Origin of the sequence: Burkholderia sp. AU31624 (assembly GCF_020420065.1) — a bacterium.
Lineage (GTDB): Bacteria > Pseudomonadota > Gammaproteobacteria > Burkholderiales > Burkholderiaceae > Burkholderia.
Map to the genome: position 1 here is coordinate 303,737 of NZ_JAIZRT010000010.1, position 24,106 is coordinate 327,842.

General features: G+C 66.3%; 20 protein-coding genes. 1 reads left to right on the plus strand and 19 read right to left on the minus strand.

Annotated elements, in window-relative coordinates:
• Nucleotides 1–26 precede the first annotated feature (26 nt).
• Nucleotides 27–2,825, minus strand: a complete 2,799-nt coding sequence (gene secA / locus LGM89_RS31910) for a preprotein translocase subunit SecA (protein ID WP_089494047.1) — start codon at nucleotides 2,823–2,825, stop codon at nucleotides 27–29.
• A gap of 256 nt (nucleotides 2,826–3,081) precedes the next feature.
• On the opposite strand from secA, the gene LGM89_RS31915 reads away from it, so the two are divergent.
• The gene (locus tag LGM89_RS31915) at nucleotides 3,082–3,558 is read left to right on the plus strand and encodes a DUF721 domain-containing protein (protein ID WP_043191463.1); all 477 of its coding nucleotides are present in this window, start codon (nucleotides 3,082–3,084) and stop codon (nucleotides 3,556–3,558) included.
• Nucleotides 3,559–3,631: 73 nt separating this feature from the next.
• On the opposite strand, the gene lpxC is transcribed toward LGM89_RS31915, so the two are convergent.
• The 18 genes from lpxC to coq7 form a co-directional block, all read right to left on the minus strand.
• Nucleotides 3,632–4,549 (minus strand): UDP-3-O-acyl-N-acetylglucosamine deacetylase, encoded by a 918-nt coding sequence (gene lpxC / locus LGM89_RS31920; protein WP_011350845.1) that lies wholly within the window; start codon nucleotides 4,547–4,549, stop codon nucleotides 3,632–3,634.
• 240 nt (nucleotides 4,550–4,789) lie between these two features.
• A complete protein-coding gene (locus LGM89_RS31925) occupies nucleotides 4,790–5,296 on the minus strand; it encodes a peroxiredoxin (protein WP_011350844.1) in 507 nt (168 codons plus the stop codon).
• Between the two features lie 188 nt (nucleotides 5,297–5,484).
• Complete coding sequence (ftsZ, locus tag LGM89_RS31930; RefSeq protein ID WP_011350843.1) at nucleotides 5,485–6,681, minus strand: cell division protein FtsZ; 1,197 nt, start codon at nucleotides 6,679–6,681, stop codon at nucleotides 5,485–5,487.
• Nucleotides 6,682–6,793: 112 nt separating this feature from the next.
• Nucleotides 6,794–8,026: a cell division protein FtsA gene (gene ftsA / locus LGM89_RS31935; protein WP_006487138.1), complete on the minus strand. Its 1,233-nt coding sequence runs from the start codon at nucleotides 8,024–8,026 to the stop codon at nucleotides 6,794–6,796.
• A 26-nt stretch (nucleotides 8,027–8,052) separates the two neighbouring features.
• Complete coding sequence (locus LGM89_RS31940; RefSeq protein WP_011350842.1) at nucleotides 8,053–8,805, minus strand: cell division protein FtsQ/DivIB; 753 nt, start codon at nucleotides 8,803–8,805, stop codon at nucleotides 8,053–8,055.
• 19 nt (nucleotides 8,806–8,824) lie between these two features.
• The gene (locus LGM89_RS31945) at nucleotides 8,825–9,766 is read right to left on the minus strand and encodes a D-alanine--D-alanine ligase (protein ID WP_089424424.1); all 942 of its coding nucleotides are present in this window, start codon (nucleotides 9,764–9,766) and stop codon (nucleotides 8,825–8,827) included.
• 1 nt (nucleotide 9,767) lies between these two features.
• A complete protein-coding gene (murC, locus tag LGM89_RS31950; protein WP_226275073.1) occupies nucleotides 9,768–11,165 on the minus strand; it encodes a UDP-N-acetylmuramate--L-alanine ligase in 1,398 nt (465 codons plus the stop codon).
• A 94-nt stretch (nucleotides 11,166–11,259) separates the two neighbouring features.
• Nucleotides 11,260–12,363 carry an undecaprenyldiphospho-muramoylpentapeptide beta-N-acetylglucosaminyltransferase gene (gene murG / locus LGM89_RS31955; RefSeq protein ID WP_089424422.1) on the minus strand — a complete coding sequence of 368 codons (1,104 nt, stop codon included), beginning with the start codon at nucleotides 12,361–12,363 and terminating at the stop codon, nucleotides 11,260–11,262.
• A gap of 121 nt (nucleotides 12,364–12,484) precedes the next feature.
• Entirely contained in the window at nucleotides 12,485–13,768 is a 1,284-nt protein-coding gene (gene ftsW / locus LGM89_RS31960; protein ID WP_089439163.1) for a putative lipid II flippase FtsW, read from the minus strand.
• Complete coding sequence (gene murD, locus LGM89_RS31965) at nucleotides 13,765–15,279, minus strand: UDP-N-acetylmuramoyl-L-alanine--D-glutamate ligase (protein WP_226204256.1); 1,515 nt, start codon at nucleotides 15,277–15,279, stop codon at nucleotides 13,765–13,767. The genes ftsW and murD overlap by 4 nt, the downstream gene beginning before the upstream one ends.
• Before the next feature lie 28 nt (nucleotides 15,280–15,307).
• Nucleotides 15,308–16,477, minus strand: coding sequence for a phospho-N-acetylmuramoyl-pentapeptide-transferase (gene mraY, locus LGM89_RS31970; protein WP_006477019.1), 1,170 nt, complete (start codon nucleotides 16,475–16,477; stop codon nucleotides 15,308–15,310).
• 16 nt (nucleotides 16,478–16,493) lie between these two features.
• The gene (locus LGM89_RS31975) at nucleotides 16,494–17,900 is read right to left on the minus strand and encodes a UDP-N-acetylmuramoyl-tripeptide--D-alanyl-D-alanine ligase (protein WP_089494042.1); all 1,407 of its coding nucleotides are present in this window, start codon (nucleotides 17,898–17,900) and stop codon (nucleotides 16,494–16,496) included.
• Complete coding sequence (locus LGM89_RS31980; RefSeq protein WP_089494041.1) at nucleotides 17,897–19,435, minus strand: UDP-N-acetylmuramoyl-L-alanyl-D-glutamate--2,6-diaminopimelate ligase; 1,539 nt, start codon at nucleotides 19,433–19,435, stop codon at nucleotides 17,897–17,899. Before LGM89_RS31980 ends, LGM89_RS31975 begins: the two co-directional genes overlap by 4 nt.
• Complete coding sequence (locus LGM89_RS31985; protein WP_089494040.1) at nucleotides 19,432–21,279, minus strand: peptidoglycan D,D-transpeptidase FtsI family protein; 1,848 nt, start codon at nucleotides 21,277–21,279, stop codon at nucleotides 19,432–19,434. Before LGM89_RS31985 ends, LGM89_RS31980 begins: the two co-directional genes overlap by 4 nt.
• The gene (gene ftsL / locus LGM89_RS31990) at nucleotides 21,276–21,617 is read right to left on the minus strand and encodes a cell division protein FtsL (protein WP_069255674.1); all 342 of its coding nucleotides are present in this window, start codon (nucleotides 21,615–21,617) and stop codon (nucleotides 21,276–21,278) included. Before ftsL ends, LGM89_RS31985 begins: the two co-directional genes overlap by 4 nt.
• Nucleotides 21,614–22,555 carry a 16S rRNA (cytosine(1402)-N(4))-methyltransferase RsmH gene (gene rsmH, locus LGM89_RS31995; protein ID WP_226275075.1) on the minus strand — a complete coding sequence of 314 codons (942 nt, stop codon included), beginning with the start codon at nucleotides 22,553–22,555 and terminating at the stop codon, nucleotides 21,614–21,616. The genes ftsL and rsmH overlap by 4 nt, the downstream gene beginning before the upstream one ends.
• 23 nt (nucleotides 22,556–22,578) lie before the next feature.
• Nucleotides 22,579–23,007: a division/cell wall cluster transcriptional repressor MraZ gene (gene mraZ, locus LGM89_RS32000; protein ID WP_006487094.1), complete on the minus strand. Its 429-nt coding sequence runs from the start codon at nucleotides 23,005–23,007 to the stop codon at nucleotides 22,579–22,581.
• Between the two features lie 386 nt (nucleotides 23,008–23,393).
• Entirely contained in the window at nucleotides 23,394–24,020 is a 627-nt protein-coding gene (gene coq7 / locus LGM89_RS32005) for a 2-polyprenyl-3-methyl-6-methoxy-1,4-benzoquinone monooxygenase (protein WP_226275078.1), read from the minus strand.
• Nucleotides 24,021–24,106 lie beyond the last annotated feature (86 nt).

Here is a 24,106-nt window from a genome sequence, read left to right on the forward strand (position 1 = left end):
GCACGCGCGATGCGCGCCGCCGTCGATCATGACAGCTTCCCGTGACATTGCTTGTACTTCTTGCCGCTGCCGCACGGGCACGGGTCGTTGCGGCCGACCCTCGGCATTTCGCCGCCGGGGCCGCTGTGCGTCATCGCGCTACCGACCATGTCGGCTGTCGCCGTGGCCGCCACGGCAGCCGCGACGTTGGCCACCGGCGCACCGGCTTCCGCGTAATCGGCGTGCTGGTACTCGACGTTCTCGAGATGACCGCCACGCTCTTCGATCTGCTCGGCGGCCTGCTCGAGCTGTTCCGGCGACTGGATCTGCACGTTCATCACGACGCGCGTGACTTCCTGCTTGATCGCTTCGAGCATCGCGGCGAACAGTTCGAACGCTTCGCGCTTGTATTCCTGCTTCGGATTCTTCTGCGCATAGCCGCGCAGATGGATGCCCTGGCGCAGGTGGTCGAGCGCCGCGAGATGCTCGCGCCACAGGCGGTCGACCGTCTGCAGCATCACCGAGCGCTCGAACGCACTGAACGATTCGCGGCCGACCATCGCGACCTTCGCCTCGTACTGCTCGTCGGCGGCCGTCATCACCGCGTCGAGGATCTCCTCGGCCGTGATCGACGAGGACTCGTTCACCATTTCCTGGATCGCGAGGTCGAGCTGCCAGTCGTTGCGCAGCGCTTCCTCGAGCTCGGGCACGTCCCACTGCTCTTCGATGCTGCCTTCCGGCACGAACTGGCGGACGACTTCGGTAACGACGCCGTGACGCATCGCGGTGATCGTCTCGGTGATGTCGTGCGCTTCGAGCAACTCGTTACGCTGCTGGTAGATCACCTTGCGCTGGTCGTTCGACACGTCGTCGTATTCGAGCAGCTGCTTGCGGATGTCGAAGTTGCGCGCTTCGACCTTGCGCTGCGCGGACTCGATCGAGCGCGTGACGATGCCCGCCTCGATCGCCTCGCCTTCCGGCATCTTCAGGCGGTCCATGATCGAACGCACGCGGTCGCCCGCGAAGATGCGCAGCAGCGGATCGTCGAGCGACAGGTAGAAGCGCGACGAGCCCGGATCGCCCTGGCGGCCCGCACGGCCGCGCAACTGGTTGTCGATCCGGCGCGATTCGTGGCGCTCGGTGCCGATGATGTGCAGGCCGCCCGCGGCCTTCACCTGCTCGTGCAGCGTTTCCCATTCGTCGTGCAGCTGCTGGATGCGGCGCGCCTTCTCGTCGGCCGGGATCGCTTCGTCGGCCTCGATGAATGCGGCCTGCTTCTCGGCATTGCCGCCGAGCACGATGTCGGTACCGCGGCCGGCCATGTTGGTTGCGATCGTGACGCGCTTCGGGCGGCCGGCTTCCGCGACGATCGCCGCTTCGCGCTCGTGCTGCTTCGCGTTCAGCACCTCGTGCGGCAACCCCGCCTGCTTCAGCAGGTGCGACAGCAGCTCCGAGTTCTCGATCGACGTCGTGCCGACCAGCACCGGCTGACCGCGTTCGTAGCATTCGCGGATGTCGCGGATCACCGCGTCATAGCGCTCCTTGGCCGTCTTGTAGATCTGGTCCTGCTTGTCGATCCGCTTCGGCGGACGGTTGGTCGGGATCACGACCGTCTCGAGGCCGTAGATCTCGTTGAATTCGTACGCTTCGGTGTCGGCGGTACCGGTCATGCCGGCCAGCTTCGCGTACATCCGGAAGTAGTTCTGGAACGTGATCGACGCGAGCGTCTGGTTCTCGCTCTGGATCTTCACGTGCTCCTTCGCCTCGACCGCCTGGTGCAGGCCGTCGGACCAGCGGCGGCCGGCCATCAGGCGGCCCGTGAATTCGTCGACGATGACCACTTCGCCGTTCTGCACGACGTAGTGCTGATCCTTGTGGAACAGCGTGTGCGCGCGCAGCGCCGCGTACACGTGGTGCATCAGCGTGATGTTCTGCGGTGCGTACAGGCTCTCGCCCTCGCCGATCAGGCCCCATTCTGCGAGCAGGCGCTCGGCCTTCTCGTGGCCCGATTCCGTCAGGAACACCTGGCGCGCCTTCTCGTCGAGCGTGTAGTCGCCCGGCTTCTCGACGCCCGTGCCGTCGGCCTTCTCTTCGCCGATCTGGCGCTCGAGCAGCGGCGGCAGTGCGTTCATCCGCACGTACAGCTCGGTGTGATCCTCGGCCTGGCCCGAAATGATCAGCGGCGTACGCGCCTCGTCGATCAGGATCGAGTCCACTTCGTCGACGACCGCGAAATTCAGGGCCCGCTGCACGCGCGCGTCGGTCTCGTAGACCATGTTGTCGCGCAGGTAGTCGAAGCCGAATTCGTTGTTCGTGCCGTACGTGATGTCCGCCGCGTAGGCCTGCTGCTTCTGGTCGTGCTCCATGCCGGACAGGTTGATGCCGACCGACAGACCGAGGAAGTTGTAGAGGCGCGCCATCCATTCGGCGTCGCGCTGTGCGAGGTAATCGTTGACGGTCACCACGTGCACGCCGCGGCCTGCCAGCGCGTTCAGGTACACGGGCAGCGTCGCGACGAGCGTCTTGCCCTCGCCGGTGCGCATTTCCGCGATCTTGCCGTAGTGGAGCACCATGCCGCCGATCATCTGCACGTCGAAGTGCCGCATCTTCAGCACGCGACGGCTGGCCTCGCGGCAGACCGCGAAGGCCTCGGGCAGCAGCTTGTCGAGCGACTCGCCGGCCGCGACCCGCTGGCGGAATTCGTCCGTCTTGCCGCGCAACTGGTCGTCCGTCAGCTTCTCGATCTGCGTTTCGAGCGCATTGATCGTCGTGACGGTCTTTTGGTATTGCTTGACGAGCCGCTGGTTGCGGCTGCCAAAAATTTTCTGGAGAAAACCGGTTGTCATCGGATCGGATCCTGCGTCGCAGCACCGGCGCCCGGCGCGTGTTGCGCGCCCCGGCGCCCGAGCCTCGGCGGCTTAGCGAATTAGTGGACTCAAACGATGAATTTTAGCACGCGGGGAAGCGTGCGCCCGTGTCTCGGCCGGACGGACACTGCGCGCAGACCGCCGGGCCGTCGGGGCGAAAGCCGCCCGTGCACGGGCCCGCACGGGTACAATCGGCGTCAACGTCCGCGCGCGTGCGCGCCCGAAGAATGTCTCGATGAACCGATTTTCCAAGCGTTTCGGCCCGCTCGCCCCGTATCGCCCGCAACCCGTGTCCGAAGTGCTCGGCCGCACCGACGCGTTCGCGGCGCTGCGCGCCGGCGTCGAACAGATCGCATCGCTGCAGCGCGATCTTGCCGCGCTCCTGCCCGACTATCTGGCGAACCATATCGAGCCCGGCTTCGTGAAGGATGGCACCCTGACCCTCTTTGCTGCGCACAACGCGTTGGCCGCTCGTCTGCGACAGGTCGAACCGCGGTTGCTCGGCGATCTGCAAAAACGCGGCTGGCCGGTCTCGACGCTACGCGTACGCGTACGCCCGAAGGATGCGCCGGAGCCGCCCCACGTGAAGCAGGCGCGGATGACGTCGGTCGGCGCGGCCGCGTTGCGCGACCTGGCAGATCATCTCGAACCGTCACCGCTGCAGGACGCGCTCGCGCGGATGGCGGCCCGGCATGGCGCTAAACCACGCTGACGGCACGCCCCGCAGCCGGCCAATAAAAAAGCAGCCCGAAGGCTGCTTTTTTATTGCTTGCGTCGAACGCAGATCAGGCGAAGGCCGTCTGCATGTCGAACGCGAAGCCTTTCGGTGCGGCTTGCGGATCGTCGAACGTGACGATCTCGTACGCATCTTCGTTCGCGAGCAGTTCGCGGAGCAGCGCGTTGTTCAGCCCGTGGCCCGACTTGTACGCCGTATACGACGCCAGCAGCGGATGGCCGATCACGTACAGGTCGCCGATCGCGTCGAGCATCTTGTGCTTCACGAACTCGTCGTCGTAGCGCAACCCGTCGTTGTTCAGGATGCGGTACTCGTCGAGCACGATCGCGTTTTCCATGCTGCCGCCACGGGCGAGACCCATCTCGCGCAGCATCTCGGCTTCATGTGCGAAGCCGAACGTGCGTGCACGCGCAATCTCGCGCACGTACGACGTATTCGCGAAATCGACCTCGAGCTCCTGGCCGGTCTTGTCGACGGCCGGGTGACGGAAGTCGATCGAGAATTTCAGCTTGAAACCGAAGTACGGATCGAGACGCGCGAACTTGTCGCCATCACGGATTTCGACCGTCTTCTTCACCTTGACGAAGCGCTTCGGCGCGTTCTGCTCCTCGATCCCGGCGGACTGGATCAGGAACACGAAGGTCGCCGCGCTGCCGTCCATGATCGGGATTTCCTCGGCTGTCACGTCGACATAGAGGTTGTCGATACCGAGGCCGGCACATGCCGACATCAGGTGCTCGACGGTCGACACGCGCACGCCATCCTTCTGCAACACCGACGCAAGCCGCGTATCGCCGATCGACGTCGCCGCGGCGGGAATGTCGACGGGCGTGGGAAGGTCGACGCGCGAGAAGACGATGCCCGTGCCGGGTGCGGCAGGACGGAGCGTCAGCTCGATCTTGCGGCCCGAGTGGACACCGATACCCACGGTCTTCACGATGGATTTGATGGTGCGCTGCTTCAGCATGATGTTCTTCGTCGTGATTGAAGATATCAATCAGGAGTTATATTCGATAGGGGGGATTATAGCGTAATTCCCTATTCAGCGTCGTTTGAAACTGCGTATCAATCTGTTTCGACTGTTTACCCGCGCCGATACGGGACGGGCCGATGCCCGGAACGGAGGCGTTTCCGGTCATCAGCCCGTGTTACAACTGCCCTGAGGCCGGTGAGCAGCGTTGCCGGAAGGCAACGGCGCACCGCACGATCAGGACGTCAACGTCGCGAGAACACTCGCCGCATCGCTCACTTCGAATTTGCCCGGCGCCTCGACGGCCAGCGTCTTGACCACACCGCCGTCAATCACCATCGCGTAGCGCAGGGAACGAATTCCCATGCCACGCGCGGACAGATCCTGCGTCAGCCCCAGCGCATGAGTGAAAGCCGCGCTACCGTCCGCCATCATGCGCACCTTGCCCGCGGTGTGCAGATCACGTCCCCATGCGCCCATCACGAATGCGTCGTTGACGGACACGCACCAGATCTCGTCGATGCCCGCCGCGCGCAATTGCTCGGCGTGTTCGACATAGCCCGGCACATGCTGCGCCGAGCAGGTCGGCGTGAAAGCGCCCGGCAATCCGAAGATCACCACCCGCTTTCCCGCAACCTGGTCGCGCACGCTGTAGGCATTCGGCCCCAGCGTGCACCCTTCGCGCGCGTCGTCGATGTACTCGAACAATTGCGCGTCGGGCAGCGCGTCGCCCACTTGAATCATGGCTGGTCCCTCATAGCGATACGGTTTTTCAGCGTGTCGCGGACAGCACGGTCCATCCCGCCCCGCTTGAGCGGAGAGGGCACGTTTCCCGGCCCGGCGTCGCAGCCGACGCGGCCTGTCGTGGTCCGTAGCATCCGTCACGCCGGCGTTACCGCGGCAGATTCGCCGCGGCTTCGCCTGTGTGTGCGTCAGTCAGCCTGCTTGCGCAGGAAAGCCGGGATGTCGTACGTGTCGACACCCTTCTCCTGCAGCGCCTGCACGTGCGATGCCGCGGTTTCGCGCGAATTGCGCCACACCGCCGGCGTGTCGAGCGCGCCGTAGTCTGCCGTGCTGACGTGATGCGTCGGTGCATAGCCATGCGACACCGCGCTGACCGGCTGGTTGTCCGTACCCGTGCGCAGCAGCGTCATCGGTGCCGACTGCTGCTTCTTCGCCGCACGGCCCAGACCCGTCGCCACGACCGTCACGCGCAGTGCATCGCCCATCGCGTCGTCGTACACCGCACCGAAGATCACCGTCGCATCTTCCGCCGCGTAGCTCTTGATCGTGTTCATCACTTCGCGCGTTTCCGACAGACGCAGCGAACGGCTCGACGTGATGTTGACCAGCACGCCGCGCGCGCCCGACAGATCGACGCCTTCGAGCAGCGGGCTCGCCACGGCCTGTTCCGCCGCGAGGCGTGCGCGATCGACGCCGGCGACCGTCGCCGTGCCCATCATCGCCTTGCCCTGCTCACCCATCACCGTCTTCACGTCTTCGAAGTCGACGTTCACGAGGCCATCGACATTGATGATTTCAGCGATGCCTGCGACCGCGTTGTTCAACACGTCGTCCGCGCACTGGAAGCACTTGTCCATCTCGGCGTCGTCGCCCATCACGTCGAACAGCTTGTCGTTCAGCACGACGATCAGCGAGTCGACGTGATCCTCCAGTTGCTGCGAACCGGCTTCAGCGACGCGCATGCGCTTGCCGCCTTCGAATTCGAACGGCTTGCTGACGACACCCACCGTCAGGATGCCCATCTCCTTCGCGATCTGCGCGACCACCGGTGCCGCGCCCGTGCCCGTGCCGCCACCCATGCCGGCCGTGATGAACACCATGTGCGCGCCGCGCAGTGCGTCGGCGATGCGCTCACGCGCTTCTTCCGCTGCCGCACGACCCATTTCCGGCTTCGCACCGGCGCCCAGGCCCGTGTTGCCGAGCTGGATCACCGACGACGCGCGCGAACGCGACAGCGCCTGCGCATCCGTGTTCATCACGATGAAGTCGACGCCCTGCACGCCGCGGTTGATCATGTGCTGGACGGCATTGCCGCCAGCGCCGCCAACGCCGACCACCTTGATGATGGTGCCGTTGGTCTCGGTTTCCAGCATTTCGAATTCCATTGTTGCCTCCGTCAAGAGAATGACTGCTACTCGGCCGTTATTCGGCAGGAGATCGGGCAACCCCCTGTCGCGCGCCAGCCGCCGGCACCAGCGCGAATTTCGATTCGGTATGTCAGAAGTTGCTCAGGAACCATTCCTTCATCCGCGAGAACACCTGTCCCGCGTTGCCGGACTGCACGGCGACCTTGCGGCCGCGCATGCGCTGGGCACTGCCTTCGACGAGCAGCCCCATCGCCGTCGAGTAGCGCGGATTGCGCACGACGTCGGAAAGGCCGCCTGCATACTCCGGCGCGCCGATGCGCACCGGTTTCAGGAAAATGTCTTCGCCGAGCTCGACCATGCCGGGCATCATCGACGCACCGCCGGTAATGACCACGCCGGAGCTCAGGAGTTCTTCGTAACCGGATTCGCGCACGACCTGCTGCACGAGCGAGAACAGCTCCTCGACGCGCGGCTCGATCACGGCTGCCAGCGCCTGGCGCGACAGCGTGCGCGGGCCGCGTTCGCCGAGGCCCGGCACTTCGACCATTTCGTCCGGATCGGCCAGCGCCTGCTTCGCGATCCCGTAGCCGACCTTGATGTCTTCCGCATCCGGCGTCGGCGTGCGCAGCGCCATCGCGATGTCGCTCGTGATCTGGTCGCCGGCGATCGGAATCACCGCGGTGTGGCGGATCGCGCCTTCGGCGAAGATCGCGATGTCCGTCGTGCCGCCGCCGATGTCGACCAGCACCACGCCGAGATCCTTCTCGTCTTCCGTCAGCACGGCCAGCGACGACGCGAGCGGCTGCAGGATCAGGTCGTTCACTTCGAGCCCGCAGCGGCGCACGCACTTGACGATGTTCTGCGCGGCACTCACCGCGCCCGTCACGATGTGCACCTTCACTTCCAGCCGGATGCCGCTCATGCCGATCGGCTCGCGCACGTCTTCCTGGCCGTCGATGATGAATTCCTGCGTGAGGATGTGCAGCACCTGCTGGTCGGTCGGGATGTTGATCGCCTTCGCGGTCTCGATCACGCGCGCGACGTCGGTCTGCGTGACTTCCTTGTCCTTGATCGCGACCATCCCGCTCGAGTTGAAGCTGCGGATGTGGCTGCCCGCGATCCCCGTGAACACGTTGGTGATCTTGCAGTCGGCCATCAGCTCGGCTTCCTCGAGCGCGCGCTGGATCGACTGCACGGTGGCCTCGATGTTGACCACCACACCTTTCTTCAGACCCTTCGACTCGCTCTGGCCGAGGCCGATCACCTCGTAGTGGCCTTCGCCCTTCAGCTCGGCGACGATGGCCACCACCTTCGACGTGCCGATGTCGAGGGAAACCAGCAGATCCTTGTAGTCTTTGCTCATAAAGTGCTCTTGCGTGTGATCTCTCGTTACTTCTTGCGCTTGTCGGTATCGGTCAGGAACCGCATGCCTGCCGCGCGAATCGCGAATCCGTTCGGATAGCGCAGGTCCGCGTACTCGATGTCGTTGCCCCAGCGTTCCGTGACGGCCGGCCATGCGGCGACCAGGCGCTGGCTCCGGTCATGCAGCGACTCGCTGTTGCGTTCCTTGCCCAGCTCGACCTGCATGCCGTTCGACAGCTTCACCGTCCACGCGTACCGCGCCGACAGCGTCACTTCTTCCGGCGCCGCCTTCAGCGGCGCAAACCATTTCCCGAAGTCGCGATACCGCGTGACGACTTCCTTCGCACTGCCCTCCGGACCGTCAAACGCCGGCAGTTCCTGCTCCAGCTCGCCCTGGTTCGCGGTGAACAGCTCGCCATCGACGCTCACGAGCTGGTCGCTGCCCCAGGTCCCGAGCGGTTTGTACTCCTCGAGCGTGACAGCCAGTGCATTCGGCCACACCCGGCGCACGCTCGCATGGCGCACCCAGGGCATCTGCTCGAACGCGGCGCGTGCGGCGTCGAGATCGACCGTGAAGAAATTGCCCTTCAGCCGGCCGACCACGCCCGCGCGCACCGTCGGTGAATTGATGTGCTCGGTGTCGCCGTCGATCCGGATTTCCCGCAGCGCGAACGTCGGGCGCTGGATCAGCCAGTAGCAACCGGCCGCCGCCAACACGAGCAGCAGCAGCGCATACAGCGCGCTGGCGGCAAGGTTGAGTTGGCGAACGTTGTTCCACATACGTCGTTCCGTTCCTGCGTCAGTCGTTGAGCGTGAGCGACAGCACCTTCACGACCAGCTCCGAATAGCTGATGCCGACCGCGCGCGCGGCCTTCGGCGGCAGCGAGTGGTCGGTCATGCCCGGCGCGGTGTTCACTTCCAGGAAGTACGCGTTGCCGTCGGCGTCGAGCATGAAATCCGCGCGACCCCAGTCGGTGCAGCCGAGCACGTCGAACGCCCGGCGCGCGACGCGCTTGAGCTCCGCTTCCTTGTCGGCGGGCAGCCCGCACGGAATCAGGTATTGCGTGTCGTCGGCGACGTACTTCGCGTGATAGTCGTAGAACTCGCCGGCCGGCACGATCTTGATCACCGGCAGGTCGAGATCGCCGGCGATGCAGGCGGTGTACTCGCCGCCGCCCTCGATGCTCTTCTCAACGATCACGATCGGGTCATGCTTGGCGGCTTCCGCGAGTGCGGCCGGCAGCGCGTCGGCCGTCTTCACCTTCAGCACCGCCACGCTCGAGCCCTCGCTCGCCGGCTTCACGAACAGCGGCAGGCCGAGTTTCGCGACGATGTCCGTCGCGCGCGCCGCGAGGTCGTCGCCGCGCAGCACCGTCTCGAACGGCGGCGTCGGCACGCCCGTCTGCTGCCACACGAGCTTCGTGCGGAACTTGTCGAGGCCGAGCGCCGACCCGAGCACGCCGCTGCCCGTGTAGCGAATGCCGTAGAAATCGAGCGCGCCCTGGATCTGGCCGTTCTCGCCGTAGCCGCCGTGGAGTGCGTTGAACGCGCGCACGAACCCTTCATCCTTCAGCGCCGCCAGCGGGCGCTCGGCCGGGTCGAACGGGTGCGCGTCGATGCCCGCGTCGCGCAGGCCCTGCAGCACGAGCTTGCCCGACGTGAGCGACACCTCGCGCTCCGAGGACTCGCCGCCGAACAACACCGCCACCTTGCCGAAACGTTTCGGATCAATCCCGCTCATGTCATGCCTTCTGTTGAGTGTGCTGCGCAACCTTCGCCGGCACGCCGCCGATCGAACCCGCGCCCATCGTGATCACCACGTCGCCGTTCTGCGCGACCTTCGCCAATGCGTCCGGCACGTCGTCGACCGTCGCGACGAACACCGGGTCAACCTTCCCCACCGCGCGCAGCGCACGCGACAGCGCGTCGCCATTGGCGGTCGAGATCGCCGCCTCGCCCGCCGCGTAGACTTCGGTCAGCACCAGCGCGTCGACCGTCGACAGCACGTTGACGAAATCGTCGAAGCAGTCGCGGGTGCGCGTGTAACGGTGCGGCTGGAACGCCAGCACGAGGCGGCGCCCCGGGAACGCGCCGCGCGCGGCCGCGATCGTCGCGGCCATCTCGACCGGGTGATGGCCGTAGTCGTCGATCAGCGTGTACTGGCCGCCGTCCGCGGTCGGCACCTCGCCGTAACGCTGGAAGCGCCGGCCGACGCCGTTGAATTCCGCCAGCGCCAGCTGGATCGCGTCGTCCGACACGCCGAGATCGGTCGCGATCGCGATCGCCGCGAGCGCGTTCTGCACGTTGTGCAGGCCCGGCATGTTCAGCACGACCGCGAGCGGCGCGCGCCCTTCGCGGATCGCCGTGAAATGCATGCGGCCGTCGCGTGCATCGATGTCTTCGGCGCGCACTTGTGCGTCCGGCGACAGCCCGTAGCGCACGACCGGCTTCGAAATGAACGGGATGATCTGCCGCACGTTCGGATCGTCGACGCACACGACCGCGCTGCCGTAGAACGGCAGGCGCTGCGTGAATTCGATGAACGCCTGCTTGAGCCGCGCGAAATCGTGGCCGTAGGTGTCCATGTGGTCGGCGTCGATGTTCGTGATGACTTCGATCACCGGATACAGGTTCAGGAACGATGCGTCCGACTCGTCGGCCTCGGCGACGATGAAGTCGCCCGTGCCGAGCCGCGCGTTCGCGCCGGCGCTGATCAGGCGCCCGCCGATCACGAAGGTTGGATCGAGCCCGCCCGCCGCGAGCACGCTCGCGACGAGGCTCGTCGTCGTGGTCTTGCCGTGGGTGCCGGCAATCGCGATGCCCTGCTTCAGGCGCATCAGCTCCGCCAGCATCACCGCACGCTGCACGATCGGCACGCGCTTCGCGCGCGCGGCCAGCACTTCCGGGTTGTCCGAACGCACGGCCGTCGACACGACGACCGCGTTCGCACCCTCGATGTTCGCCGCGTCGTGGCCGATCGCGATCCGCGCGCCGAGCGCCTGGAGACGATCGGTCACCGCGTTGCGCGACAGGTCCGAGCCGCTGACCTCGTAACCGAGGTTGACGAGCACTTCGGCGATGCCGCTCATGCCCGCGCCGCCGATCCCGACGAAATGAATGTGTTTGACGATGTGTTTCATGTCAGCCTCCGCCGGGCCGCCCCAAATCCCGATGGACAGGCTTTATGGGGGGGCTGCGCCCCCCCAAGCGAACGAAGTGAGCGTGGGGGTTGTTTCATTTAAGTTGTTCCAGGTTCGCGCCGGCCGCCTTCGCGCACACGCGCGCGACTTCGTCGGTGGCCTCGGGCTTCGCCAGCGAGCGCGAACGTTCCGCCATGTCCGCGAGCGATGCCCGCGACTGGCCGCGCAGCCAGTCGGCAAGCAATTCCGCCGACAGGTCGCGTTGTTGCACCAGCACGGCCGCGCCCGCATCGGCAAGGAACGCGGCGTTGCTCGTCTGGTGATCGTCGACCGCGTACGGGAACGGCACGAACAGCGCCGCCACGCCCACCGCCGCGATCTCCGACACCGTCATCGCCCCTGACCGGCAGATCACGAGATCCGCCGCCGCATACGCGGCCGCCATGTCGTCGATGAAGGGCACGAGCCGCACGTCCTCGCCGGCCGCGAAACCGGCCGCTTCGTAATTCGCCTTCAATGCTTCGATGTGCTTCGCGCCGGCCTGGTGCACGATGCGCGGGCGTTCGCCCGGCGCCAGCATCGCCAGCGCGCGCGGCACGACTTCATTCAGCGCGGCCGCCCCGAGGCTGCCGCCGACGACCAGCACGTTCAGCGGGCCGCTGCGCGATGCATAGCGTGCTTTGGGCGCTTGCGTGCCGGCAAGTTCCGCGCGAATCGGGTTACCCGTCCATTCCGCGTGCGGCAGCGCGCCGGGGAACGCGACGAGCACGCGTTTCGCGAATTTCGCGAGCACCTTGTTCGTCAGGCCCGCGATCGAATTCTGTTCATGCAGCACGAGCGGACGGCCCGACAGCGCGGTCATCACGCCCGCCGGGAACGTGATGTAGCCGCCCATCCCGAGCACGACGTCGGGCCGCACGCGCCGCAGCGCGGCGAGGCTCTGCCCGCATGCGCGCAGCAGGTTGAACGGCAGCGTCAGCTTGGTCTTCAGGCCCTTGCCGCGCAGCCCGCCGAACCGCACGTATTCCATCGGAATGCCGTGCTTCGGCACGAGCGTCGCTTCCATTCCGGCCGGATTGCCGAGCCACACGACGCGCCAGCCCGCCGCTTCCATCCGGTGCGCGACCGCGAGCCCCGGGAACACGTGGCCGCCGGTGCCGCCTGCCATCACCATCAGCGTGCGTTGCGACGCGGTCATACCTTCCCTCCCCGCATCAGCAAGAATGAACGAATGTTTTGGCTACGGCCGCTTCGCTTAACTTCGCGCGCTCCGCGCACGAAGTTAGCCTTCACCGAAATCGCGTACTGACGCGGGGAGGTCATACCTTCCCTCCCCGCATCAGTACGCGATTTTCATAGTCCACCCGCAGCAGCACCGCGAGCGCGACGCAGTTCAGCAAAATGCCCGAGCCGCCGTAGCTCACGAGCGGCAGCGTCAGGCCCTTGGTCGGCAGCAGCCCGAGGTTCACGCCCATGTTGATGAAGGTCTGCGCGCCGAACCAGATGCCGATACCCTTCGCCATCAGGCCCGCGAACGTGCGATCGAGCGCGAGCGCCTGGCGGCCGATCTCGAACGCGCGGCGCACGATCCAGTAAAACAGCAGGATCACGACCAGCACGCCGACGAAACCGAGCTCCTCGCCGATCACCGCGAGGATGAAGTCGGTATGCGCTTCCGGCAGGTAGTTCAGCTTCTCGACGCTGCCGCCGAGGCCGACGCCGAACCACTCGCCGCGGCCGAACGCGATCAGCGAATGCGTGAGCTGGTACGCCTTGCCCTGCGCGTAGCGCTCGTCCCACGGATCGAGGTACGCGAAGATCCGCTCGCGACGCCACGGCGACAGCCACACCAGCATCGTGAAGGTGCCGATCGCGGTCGCGACGAGGCCGCCGAACAACTTGCCGTTCACACCGCCGAGGAACAGCACACCCATCGCGATCGCCGCGACCACCATGAACGCGCCCATGTCCGGCTCGAGGAGCAGCAGCGCACCGACCAAGCCGACCGCGAACGCCATCGGCAGGAAGCCCTTGGCGAAGCTCTGCATGTATTCCTGCTTGCGCACCGTGTAGTTCGCCGCGTAGATCGTCACCGCGAGCTTCATGATTTCCGACGGCTGCATGTTCGTGATGCCGAGCGGAATCCAGCGGCGCGCACCGTTCACACCCTTGCCGACGTGCGGGATCAGCACGATCACGAGGCCGACGAGCGCGATCAGGAAGAGTTGCGGCGCGTATTTGTCCCACGTCGACACCGGCACGCGGAACGCGACCACCGCCGCGACGAACGCGACGGCGAGCGAGATGCAGTGGCGCATCAGGAACGCGTAGTCGTGATACGACGCGTATTTCGGCGAATCGGGCATCGCGATCGACGCCGAATACACCATCACGACGCCGAGCCCGAGCAGCGCGATCGCGACCCACAGCAGCGAGTAGTCGAAGTCGAGCATCCGCGAACGGCTCGGGCGCACGCCGTTGACGACGCTCGCGAGGCCGCCCGTCGCGGCGCGCGTGGCCGACGCGACGCGGCCGCCCGCGGCATTGCCGCCGGTGTCGCGACGATCGTTGAAACGGGAGACGAGGCGATCGGACCAGCTCATGGCGTCGCTCCTTTGTCGATGGCGATTTCGTCGACCGCCGCGCGGAACACATCCGCGCGATGGGCGTAGTTCCTGAACATGTCGAGGCTCGCGCAGGCAGGCGACAGCAGCACCGCATCGCCGGGCTCCGCGAGGTCGGCTGCCGCGTGCACCGCACCTTCGAGCGTCGTGTGGTCGGCGAGCGGCACGCCTGTTTCGGCGAGCGTGTCGCGGATCGCCGGTGCGTCGCGGCCGATCAGCATCACCGCACGGCACCAGCGCGCGACCGGCGCAACCAGCGGTGCGAAATCCTGCCCCTTGCCGTCGCCGCCCGCGATCAGCACGATCTTCTGCGCCAGCCCGTCGAGTGCGGCAACCGTCGCGCCGACGTTCGTGCCCTTGCTGTCGTCGACGTAGTCCACGTCGTCGATCGTCGCGATCACTTCGACGCGATGCGCTTCGCCGCGGTACTCGCGCAGCGCGTGCAGCAGCGGCGCGGCCGGCAGGTCGATCGCGCGTGCGAGCGCGAATGCGGCCAGTGCGTTCGCCGCGTTGTGCAGCCCGCGGATGCGCAGCGCGTCGGCCGGCATCAGGCGCTTCTGCGCGATGTCGGGCGTATGCGCAGCATCGCGCTTGCGCCGACGGGTCGTCGTCGCGGTTTCATCCGGGGCGTCGCGATCGACCGCTTCGACCAGCCACGCGATACCGTTATCGCGCGACAGCCCGTAGTCGCCGTCCTGCACCGGTTCGCTCAGGCCGAACGTGACCGTGCGCGGCGCGTCGGCCGCGCCGGCTGCCGGGGCGAACCTCATCACCGTCGCATCGTCGCGGTTCAGCACGCGCGTGGTCGTCGCGCCGAAGATCCGGCCCTTTGCCTGCGCGTACGCGTCGAAGCTGCCGTGCCAGTCGAGGTGGTCCTGCGTGATGTTGAGGATCGCGGCCGCATCGGGCGCGAACGTGCGCGCGGTCTCGAGCTGGAAGCTCGAAAGTTCGAGCACCCACACGTCGGGCAGCGCGGTCTCGTCGATCGCACTGGCGAGCCGGTCGAGCATCGCAGGACTGATATTGCCTGCGACGGCGACCTTCTTGCCCGAGCGCTGGCACAGCAGGCCGGTGAGGCTCGTCGTCGTGGTCTTGCCGTTGGTGCCCGTGATCGCGAGCACCTTCGGCTGGTAGCCGCTCGTGCCGAGCGCACGCAGTGCCTGCGCGAAGAATTCCAGCTCGCCCCACACCGCGACGCCCTGTTCGTTCGCGGCCGCGACCAGCGACGCGAGTGCCGGTTCGAGCGGCGACAGCCCGGGGCTCAGCCCGACGAGCTCGACGCCGCCGTCGAGCAGCGCAGGCGTGAATGCCCCGCCGACGAATTCCGCATCGATGCCTTCGGCCTGCAGCGCGGCAAGGTTCGGCGGCGCCTCGCGGGTATCGGCAATACGCAGCCGGCACCCGTGCCTCGCGCACCATCGCGCGATCGCGAGACCCGATTCCCCGAGCCCCAGTACGAGCACCATCGGCCGTTGCCGATCTCCAAACATCTCGCCAGACATCCTTGTTACCTTTCCTTTACCGCAGCTTGAGGGTGGTCAGACCGAACAGGCACAGCATCAGTGTGATGATCCAGAAACGCACGACCACCTGCGTCTCCTTCCAGCCGGACAATTCGAAATGGTGATGCAGCGGCGCCATCTTCAGCAGGCGCCGCCCTTCGCCGTAGCGCTTCTTCGTGTACTTGAACCACGAAACCTGCAGCATCACCGACAGCGTTTCCGCGACGAAGATGCCGCCCATGATGAACAGCACGATTTCCTGGCGTACGATCACCGCGACCGTGCCGAGCGCGCCGCCGAGCGCCAGCGCGCCGACGTCACCCATGAACACCTGCGCGGGGTGCGTGTTGTACCAGAGGAACGCGAGCCCTGCCCCTCCCATCGCCGAACAGAAGATCAGCAATTCGCCCGCGCCCGGAATGTGCGGGAACAGCAGGTATTTTGAATAGACCGCGCTGCCCATCACGTACGCGAACACACCCAGCGACGCACCGACCAGCACGACCGGCATGATCACGAGGCCGTCGAGGCCGTCGGTCAGGTTCACCGCGTTGCTCGCGCCGACGATCACGAAGTACGTCAGCACGATGAAGCCCCACACGCCGAGCGGGTAGCTGATCGACTTCAGGAACGGCAGCATCAGGTCGGCACGTGCCGGCAGCCCCATCGACAGGCCGCTCCTCACCCATGCCATGAACAGGTCGAACACGCGCACGTTGTTCGCCTCGGACACGCTGAAGGCGAGGTAGACGGCCGCGAACAGCCCGATCACCGATTGCCAGAAATACTTCTCGCGCGACGACATCCCGCGCGGGTCCTTGTGGACGACCTTGCGGTAATCGTCGACCCAGCCGATCACGCCGAAACCGAACGTCACGAGCATCACGATCCAGATGAAACGGTTCGTCAGGTCGCCCCACAGCAGCGTCGCGACCGCGATGCCGATCAGGATCAGCACGCCGCCCATCGTCGGCGTGCCGGACTTGACCAGGTGCGTCTGCGGGCCGTCCTTGCGCACGGCCTGACCGACCTTCATTTGCGTCAGCTTGCGGATCACCCACGGTCCGCACACGAGCCCGATCCCGAGCGCGGTGATGGTGGCCATCACCGCACGGAACGTGAGGTACGTGAACAAGCGCAAAAAGCTTGCGTCTCCTTGCAGCCATTGCGCCAGCGCCAGCAGCATGCTTCCTTCCTTCTACTCAGTGTGCAGCGGGCGTCGTGCCCGCCGCGGGTTGGTTCGTCAGCGCGTCGACCACGCGCTCCATCTTCATGTACCGCGAGCCCTTCACGAGCAGCGTCGCCTGCGCGCCGTAACCCGCCCCGAGCAATGCGCCGACCAGCGCGCCGACGTCGCCGAAATGGCGGGCCGTGTCGCCGTACGCGGTGCAGGCATCGCGCGACGCGTCGCCGAGCGCGAACAGCGCGTCGATTCCGCGCTCGCGCGCGTAGGCACCGACCTCGCGATGGAAGGCCGGGCCTTCGTCGCCGACCTCGCCCATGTCGCCGATCACCAGCACGCGCGGCGCCGGTTGCGCGGCGAGCACGTCGATCGCGGCACGCATCGAATCGGGATTCGCGTTGTACGTATCGTCGACGACCGTTGCGCCCGCGAGGCTGCCTGCGATCGCCTGTTTCACCTGCAGCCGGCCCTTGACCGGTTCGAACGATTCGAGGCCCTGCTTGATCGCCGACAGCGCGACGCCGGCGCCCAGCGCCGCGGCCGTAGCGGCCAGCGCGTTGCGCGCGTTGTGCTCGCCGAGCGCACGCAGCCGCACCGTGACGGCGCCCGCGGGCGTGTCGATCGCGAGTTCGCCGCCGTGCAGGCGGCCCGTGACCTGCGCGTCGCTTTGCCGTTCGGCATCGTGCAGCGCGAAATCGAGGATCCGGTTGCCGGTTGCCGCAACGCGCCAGATGCCCGCGTATGCGTCATCGGCCGGGAACACCGCGATGCCGTCCGGCGGCAGCGCGTGAATCACGGCCGCGTGCTCGAGTGCGACGGCTTCGACCGTCGCCATGAACTCCTGGTGCTCGCGCTGCGCGTTGTTGACGAGCGCGACCGTCGGGGCGGTAAGGCGCGCAAGGACCTCCGTCTCGCCCGGGTGATTCATCCCGATCTCGATCACCGCGAGACGATGCGCGGCCGACAGGCGCAGCAGCGTCAGCGGCAGGCCGACATCGTTGTTCAGGTTGCCGGCCGTCGCGAGCCGCGCATCGGCGCCGACCGCCGCCGCGAAGATCGACGCGATCATTTCCTTGACGGTCGTCTTGCCGTTGCTGCCCGTCACCGCGACGAGCGGCAGTGCGAATCGTTGGCGCCAGCCATGCGCAAGCGCGCCGAGCGCAGCACGCGTTTCACCACCTTCGATCACTGGCATCGTGACGCCCGCCGGCACGTGCGCGACCAGCGCCGCGGCAGCCCCGCGCGCGGCGACATCGCCGAGGAAGTCGTGCGCATCGAAGCGCTCGCCTTTCAATGCAACGAACAGGTCGCCGGGGCCGGCCGTGCGGCTGTCCGTCGACACGCGGTCGAACGTGACGCCCGCGTCGCCGTGAACAGTTGCGCCGGGGATCAGGCGAGCGGCTTCGCCGAGACTGAGCATCGTCATTCGGCGCCTCCCTTGCCGTGCGTCGCGCGTGCTGCCAGCGCGAGCCGCGCGTGATCCTGGTCGGAGAACGTGCGCTTCTTGCCCATGATTTCCTGCGTGGCCTCGTGGCCCTTGCCGGCCAGCACGACGACATCCTCGCGTGCTGCGCCGCGCACGGCCTGCAGGATCGCGCTCGCGCGATCCTCGATACGGCGTGCGTGATCGGGCGCGGTCATGCCTGCGACGATCTGGTCGATGATGCGCTGCGGATCCTCGCTGCGCGGGTTGTCGCTCGTGACGACGGTTTCATCGGCGAGCCGCTCCGCGATCGCGCCCATCAGCGGGCGCTTCGTCGCATCGCGATCGCCGCCGCAGCCGAACATGCAGACGAGCCGCCCGCCGCGTGCCGTAGCGATCGGGCGCAGCGCGTCGAGCGTCTTTTCGAGCGCGTCGGGCGTGTGTGCGTAGTCGATCACGACCAGCGGTTCGTCGTTCTGCAGCCGGCCGCCGAGCCGCTGCATCCGGCCGTTGACGGACTCGAGCCGTGCGATCTCGGCGAGCACCGCGTCGAACGGCACATCGGCCGCGAGCAGCGAACCGAGCACCGCGAGCAGGTTGCTGACGTTGAACGTGCCGAGCGTGCCGACCTCGACGTCCGCGTCGCCCCACGACGAACGCAGGCGGAACGCCGTGCCGGTCGCGGTGGCGCGCACGTCGAGCGCGACCAGTTCGCGATCGGCGTCCGGCACCGGTGCATCGCCGATCCCGTACGCGATCGTACGCACGCGACCGGCCAGTTTCTCGAGCAGGCGCCGACCTGCTGCGTCGTCGCGGTTGACGACCGCCGCGCGCAAGCCCCGCCATGCGAACAGCTTCGCCTTCGCGGCTTCGTACGCGTCGAACGTGCCGTGATAGTCGAGGTGATCCTGCGTGAGGTTCGTAAACACCGCGATGTCGAAAGCCGTACCGTTCACGCGCCCCTGGTGCAGCGCGTGCGACGACACCTCCATCGCCACGGCCTTCGCGCCCGCGTCGCACAATTGCGCCAGGCTGCGCTGCAGTTGCGGTGCGTCGGGGGTCGTGAAACCGGTCGGCACCAGCTGGCCGGGCATCCCGGTGCCAAGCGTGCCGATCACCGCGCACGGCTGGTGCAGCGCCGTCAGCGCGGTGGCAATCCACTGCGTGCACGAGGTCTTGCCGTTCGTGCCGGTCACCCCCACCGCGAGCAGGTTGTCGCTCGGATCGCCGTACCAGCCGCTGGCGATCTCGCCGGCGAGCTGGTCGAGCGCCGGCACGGCCAGTGCGACAGGCACCGCCGGCGCAGCGGCCAGCCCTTCCGGCTGATACAGCACGGCGGCCGCACCGCGCGCGACGGCTTCGGCAATGAATGCGCGGTTGTCGGCCCCGTCGACTGCATACGCAAAAAACACGTCGCCCGCCTCGAGGCTGCGCGTGTCGGCATGCAGTTGCGCTGCGGGGGCCACATGCTGACGCAGCCACGCAAGCGCGGCTGCGATCTGCTGATGCGCCGGATGGGAACTGCGAGCGGCGCTCATCGAACAACTCCTGGTGAATTACGCGTCGTGCTGGACACGATCATATGCTTCGCACCGCCACCCGCGGGCAGCTTTTGCGGCCCCGTCGCAGAAGGTGCTGCCGGCGAATCGTCAGACACGACGAGCTGCTTGATCGGCATGTTCGGCGGCACGTTCAGCGCACGCATCGTGTCGCCGGCGATCGCCGAGAATACGGGGCCGGACACCTGGCCGCCGAAGTGGCTGCCGGCGGTCGGCTCGTCGACCGATACCGCGACGACGATGCGCGGATTCGGCATCGGCGCCATCCCGACGAACGACGCGCGGTACTTGCGCGTGTAGCCGTGCCCTTCATGCTTGTACGCGGTACCGCTCTTGCCGCCGACGCGATAGCCCGGCACGGCCGCATCCGGCGACGTGCCGCCCGGCGCCACCACCGTCTCGAGCATCGCGCGCACTTCGCGCGCGGTGGTCGGGTTGAACACCTGCGTGCCGACGACCGGCTGGTTGGGGTCGGTCTTGAAAATGGTCACGGGCATCAGTTCGCCGTCATGCGCGATCGCCGTGTAGGCGCGCGCGAGCTGGAACAGCGACACCGACAGGCCGTAGCCGTACGACATCGTCGCCTGCTCGATGCGGCGCCAGCTCTTCCACGGACGCAGGCGGCCGGCCACTGCACCCGGGAACCCGACCTTCGGCGCCTGGCCGAGGCCGATGCTCGTATACATATTCCACATTTCCTCGGGCCGCATCGTCATCGCGATCTTCGTCGCGCCGATGTTGCTCGACTTCTGGATCACGCCGCCGACCGTCAACGTGCCGAAACCCGCGTCGTCGGTGATCGGCGCGCCATCGAGCACGAAATGCCCGTTGCCCGTCTCGACGAGCGTGTTCGGCGTCACGCGGTGCAGGTCGAGCGCGAGCGACACCGTAAACGGCTTCATGATCGAGCCGGGCTCGAACACGTCGGTCATGATCCGGTTGCGCAACTGCTCGCCCGTCATACGCGAGCGGTCGTTCGGGTTGTACGTCGGGTAGTTGACGAGCGCGAGCACCTCGCCGGTGCGCACGTCGACGACCATCGCCGCGCCGGCCTTCGCCTTGAACTTCTCGACGGCGGCCTTCAGGTTCGCGTACGCGATGTACTGGATCTTGCTGTCGATCGACAGGTCGACGTCGGTGCCGTTGTGCGGCGGGATCTGCTCGGCGACGTCCTCGACGATGTGCCCCATCCGGTCCTTGATCACGCGACGCATGCCAGACGTACCGGACAGCATCTTCTGGTCACCCAGCTCGACGCCCTCCTGCCCTTCGTCCTCGACGTTCGTGAAGCCGATCAGGTGAGCGGTGATCTCGCCTTCAGGATAGAAGCGCTTGTATTCGTTGCGCTGATAGATGCCGGGAATGTCGAGCGCGGCGACCTTGTCCGCGACGTCGATCGGCACCTGGCGCTTGACGTAGACGAAACCCTTGTCTTCCGACAGCTTCACGCGCAGTTCCTTCGACGTCATGCCGAGGAGCTTGCCGAGCTGGTTGACCTTGTCGGCATCGAGATCGTCCGGCACCGCGTCGGGAATCGCCCAGATCGCGCGCACGGGCAGGCTCGTCGCGAGCACGAGCCCGTTACGGTCGAGAATCTTGCCGCGCGTCGCCGGCAGATCGATCGTGCGCTGGTAGCGGCTTTCGCCCTGCTTCCGATAGAACGCGTTGCCGGGCCCCTGGATCCAGAACGCGCGCGCGGCCAGCGCGACGAACGCCATGAACAGCAGGAACACGACGAGCTTCGAGCGCCACATCGGCAGATGCACGCCCAGCACGGGGCTCGACGAGAACTTCACGTTCTGGCGCTTCTGGGACGGCTTCATCGCGCGCCTCCCTTGCCCTTGCCGACCGTGTCCGCCGAAGCCGGGATCGGCGCATCGATCGCCTTCGCGGCGCCGGGCGGCAGCGTCAGGTATTGCGTGCGGCCGGTCGTGATCGGCTGCATCTTCAGCGAATCGTTCGCGAGCTGCTCGATGCGCGACGTCTTCGACAGCGCGCTCTGCTGATATTGAAGCTGCGCGTAGTCCTGCTGGAGCTGACGCTCCTGCGACTGCGCACGCTGCAGCTGGATGAAGATCTGGCGCTGCTGGTTCGTCGAATTGACGACCGATAGCGCGCAACCCATCACGATGATCAGCAGGAAGATGTTGAAGCGGCTCATGGCGTGACGCGCTCCGCAATGCGCATCACGGCGGAGCGGGCGCGCGGATTCGCAGCGACTTCCGCTTCATTCGGAAACTGGCGGCTGATGATCTTGAGCGGCGGGCTCGGGAGGTCGACGGCGCGGATCGGCAGGCGACGATCGACCGCAGGCGCACTCGCGTGCGCCTGCATGAATCGCTTGACGATCCGGTCCTCGAGTGAATGAAAGCTGATGACCACCAGCCGCCCCCCTTGCTCCAGCAACGACAATGCCGCGTCTAGTACGACTTGCAGGTCCGCAAGCTCTTGATTGACGTGAATCCGTATAGCCTGAAAGGTGCGGGTTGCCGGATCCTTGCCCTTCTCACGGGTTTTGACGACGTGACCCACGATTTGGGCAAGCTCGCCCGTGGTGTCGAGAGGCCCAAGACGGTCGGACTCTGCCCGGCGAGCAACAAGCGCCTTTGCAATCTGAAAAGCAAACCGTTCTTCCCCATAATCCCGTATCACCTCCGTCAATTCCTGCACCGAAGCCCGTGCGAGCCATTCCGCCGCCGACTCGCCGCGCGTCGGATCCATCCGCATGTCCAGCGGACCATCGGCGCGGAAGCTGAAGCCGCGCGCCGGATCGTCCACCTGCGGCGAGGACACGCCCAGGTCGAGCAACACCCCCGACACCTTCTCGACGCCGCGCGCCGCAAGCGCGTCACGCATCGATGCAAAGCTGTCATGCACGATCGAGAAGCGCGCATCCTCGATACCCTGCGCCGTCTCGATCGCCCTCGGATCCTTGTCGAACGCGATCAGCCGCCCGCCCGGCGCCAGCCGCGCGAGCACCGCGCGGCTATGGCCGCCGCGCCCGAACGTACCGTCGACATAAACGCCATCCGGTCGCGTCACGAGCGATTCGACCGCTTCGTCCAACAACACGGTCCGATGCTGCAATTCGTTTCCCATCGCGGGCGTCTCCGTCACCGCAATCAGAACGTGAAATTCTTCAGCGCGTCGGGCATGCCCTGCGCCATCGCTGCCTGCTCCTTCGCGTTGTAGGTTTGCGAATCCCACAGCTCGAAGTGACTACCCATTCCCAACAACATGACTTCCTTTTCCAGTCCGGCTGCCATGCGCAGCTCGGGCGATACGAGAATCCGGCCCGCGCTGTCGAGATCGACATCCATCGCATTGCCGAGAAAAATGCGCCGCCACCAGTGCGCGTCCATCGGCAGCGCGGCGATCTTGGCGCGGAATACCTCCCATTCGGGGCGCGGAAACAGCAACAGGCAGCCGTCCGGGTGCTTGGTCACAGTCACCCGTCCTTCTGCCTGTCCTTGCAGCGCTTCGCGATAGCGAGCCGGCACCGACATCCGCCCTTTCGCATCGAGCGTCAGCGCCGACGCCCCTTGGAACACTTTCCGCTCTCCCGTTCAGGGCACCGAAGCACCCGCTACATGCTGAGAATTTAGCCGGAATAGCCCGCCAAATCACACAAAAATACACTTTCTCACACTGTCTCCCACTTTAGAGGAAGGGTGTGGCACGGTCAAGGGAGCGGCCCGCTTTTTTGACGAATTTTGTTAGTTAGAACAAGGACTTACGCGCACATGCTCATGCGCCCCCTCATTCCAAAAACCGTTATAAATGAATGAGCTAGTGCAACTTGTGAAGGTGATACGTGAGAAAGACAGGCCAGACGGGTGTGCGGACGGGGCTTTCGGGGGCGGGAAAACGAGGAATAAACGGGCGGTATCAGCGGCGGGGAACCGGGGCGACGTCACGCATCGCCCCGGTGGGAATCTCACAGATAGTACGCAGTGCTCGTCATGACTTTCGACGCGGCGCGCATCAGCATCCGCGCGGGCAGCGGCAGCTCGATCCCGCCTGCGTCGGCCGCGGCCTTGCCGTGCTTCACCTCGTCGATACGCATCTGGTCGACGATCGCGCGCGACGCGGTATCGGCCGCCGGCAACTCGGACATGTGGCCTTCGAGATGGCTCTCGACCTGCCGTTCGGTCTCGGCCATGAAGCCGAGGCTGACCTTGTCGCCGAGCGCGCCGGCCGCCACGCCGATTGCGAGCGAACCCGCATACCAGAGCGGGTTCAGCAGGCTCGGGCGCGAGTCGAGTTCTTTCAGGCGATGCGCGGTCCACGCGAGGTGATCCTCCTCCTCGCGTGCGGCCTCCTCGAACATCGCCTTCGCCGACGCCGTGCGCGCGGTGAGTTTCTGCGCCTGGTACAGCGCCTGCGCGCAGACCTCGCCGACGTGGTTCACGCGCATCAGCCCGGCGGCATGCGTACGCTCCGCAGGCGTCAGCTCGACGGTCGGCGCCTCCGCCGGCGCGGGCACCGGCCGGCTCATCCGGCTAATGCCGGTCAGCGATCGCAGGCCGCGATCGAATTCGCTGATCAGTTCATCCAACACCATCCTGTTCTCCTGGCTGCAGGTGCTGCCGCGAGCGGCAAGGGCACGAGTCCGCTGCGTAACCGACTTGATTATTCAGCGGAAATTGC

Bases quoted from the DNA above. Each gene is read 5' to 3' on its own strand.
- murD (WP_226204256.1), bottom strand. From the start codon at position 15,279: ATGTTTGGAGATCGGCAACGGCCGATGGTGCTCGTACTGGGGCTCGGG.
- ftsL (WP_069255674.1), bottom strand. From the start codon at position 21,617: ATGAGCCGCTTCAACATCTTCCTGCTGATCATCGTGATGGGTTGCGCG.
- ftsA (WP_006487138.1), bottom strand. From the start codon at position 8,026: ATGAGCAAAGACTACAAGGATCTGCTGGTTTCCCTCGACATCGGCACG.
- murC (WP_226275073.1), bottom strand. From the start codon at position 11,165: ATGAAACACATCGTCAAACACATTCATTTCGTCGGGATCGGCGGCGCG.
- LGM89_RS31940 (WP_011350842.1), bottom strand. From the start codon at position 8,805: ATGTGGAACAACGTTCGCCAACTCAACCTTGCCGCCAGCGCGCTGTAT.
- ftsW (WP_089439163.1), bottom strand. From the start codon at position 13,768: ATGAGCTGGTCCGATCGCCTCGTCTCCCGTTTCAACGATCGTCGCGAC.
- lpxC (WP_011350845.1), bottom strand. From the start codon at position 4,549: ATGCTGAAGCAGCGCACCATCAAATCCATCGTGAAGACCGTGGGTATC.
- LGM89_RS31985 (WP_089494040.1), bottom strand. From the start codon at position 21,279: ATGAAGCCGTCCCAGAAGCGCCAGAACGTGAAGTTCTCGTCGAGCCCC.
- LGM89_RS31980 (WP_089494041.1), bottom strand. From the start codon at position 19,435: ATGAGCGCCGCTCGCAGTTCCCATCCGGCGCATCAGCAGATCGCAGCC.
- LGM89_RS31925 (WP_011350844.1), bottom strand. From the start codon at position 5,296: ATGATTCAAGTGGGCGACGCGCTGCCCGACGCGCAATTGTTCGAGTAC.
- coq7 (WP_226275078.1), bottom strand. From the start codon at position 24,020: ATGGTGTTGGATGAACTGATCAGCGAATTCGATCGCGGCCTGCGATCG.
- LGM89_RS31945 (WP_089424424.1), bottom strand. From the start codon at position 9,766: ATGAGCGGGATTGATCCGAAACGTTTCGGCAAGGTGGCGGTGTTGTTC.
- LGM89_RS31915 (WP_043191463.1), top strand. From the start codon at position 3,082: ATGAACCGATTTTCCAAGCGTTTCGGCCCGCTCGCCCCGTATCGCCCG.
- rsmH (WP_226275075.1), bottom strand. From the start codon at position 22,555: ATGGGAAACGAATTGCAGCATCGGACCGTGTTGTTGGACGAAGCGGTC.
- secA (WP_089494047.1), bottom strand. From the start codon at position 2,825: ATGACAACCGGTTTTCTCCAGAAAATTTTTGGCAGCCGCAACCAGCGG.
- ftsZ (WP_011350843.1), bottom strand. From the start codon at position 6,681: ATGGAATTCGAAATGCTGGAAACCGAGACCAACGGCACCATCATCAAG.
- murG (WP_089424422.1), bottom strand. From the start codon at position 12,363: ATGACCGCGTCGCAACGCACGCTGATGGTGATGGCAGGCGGCACCGGC.
- mraY (WP_006477019.1), bottom strand. From the start codon at position 16,477: ATGCTGCTGGCGCTGGCGCAATGGCTGCAAGGAGACGCAAGCTTTTTG.
- LGM89_RS31975 (WP_089494042.1), bottom strand. From the start codon at position 17,900: ATGACGATGCTCAGTCTCGGCGAAGCCGCTCGCCTGATCCCCGGCGCA.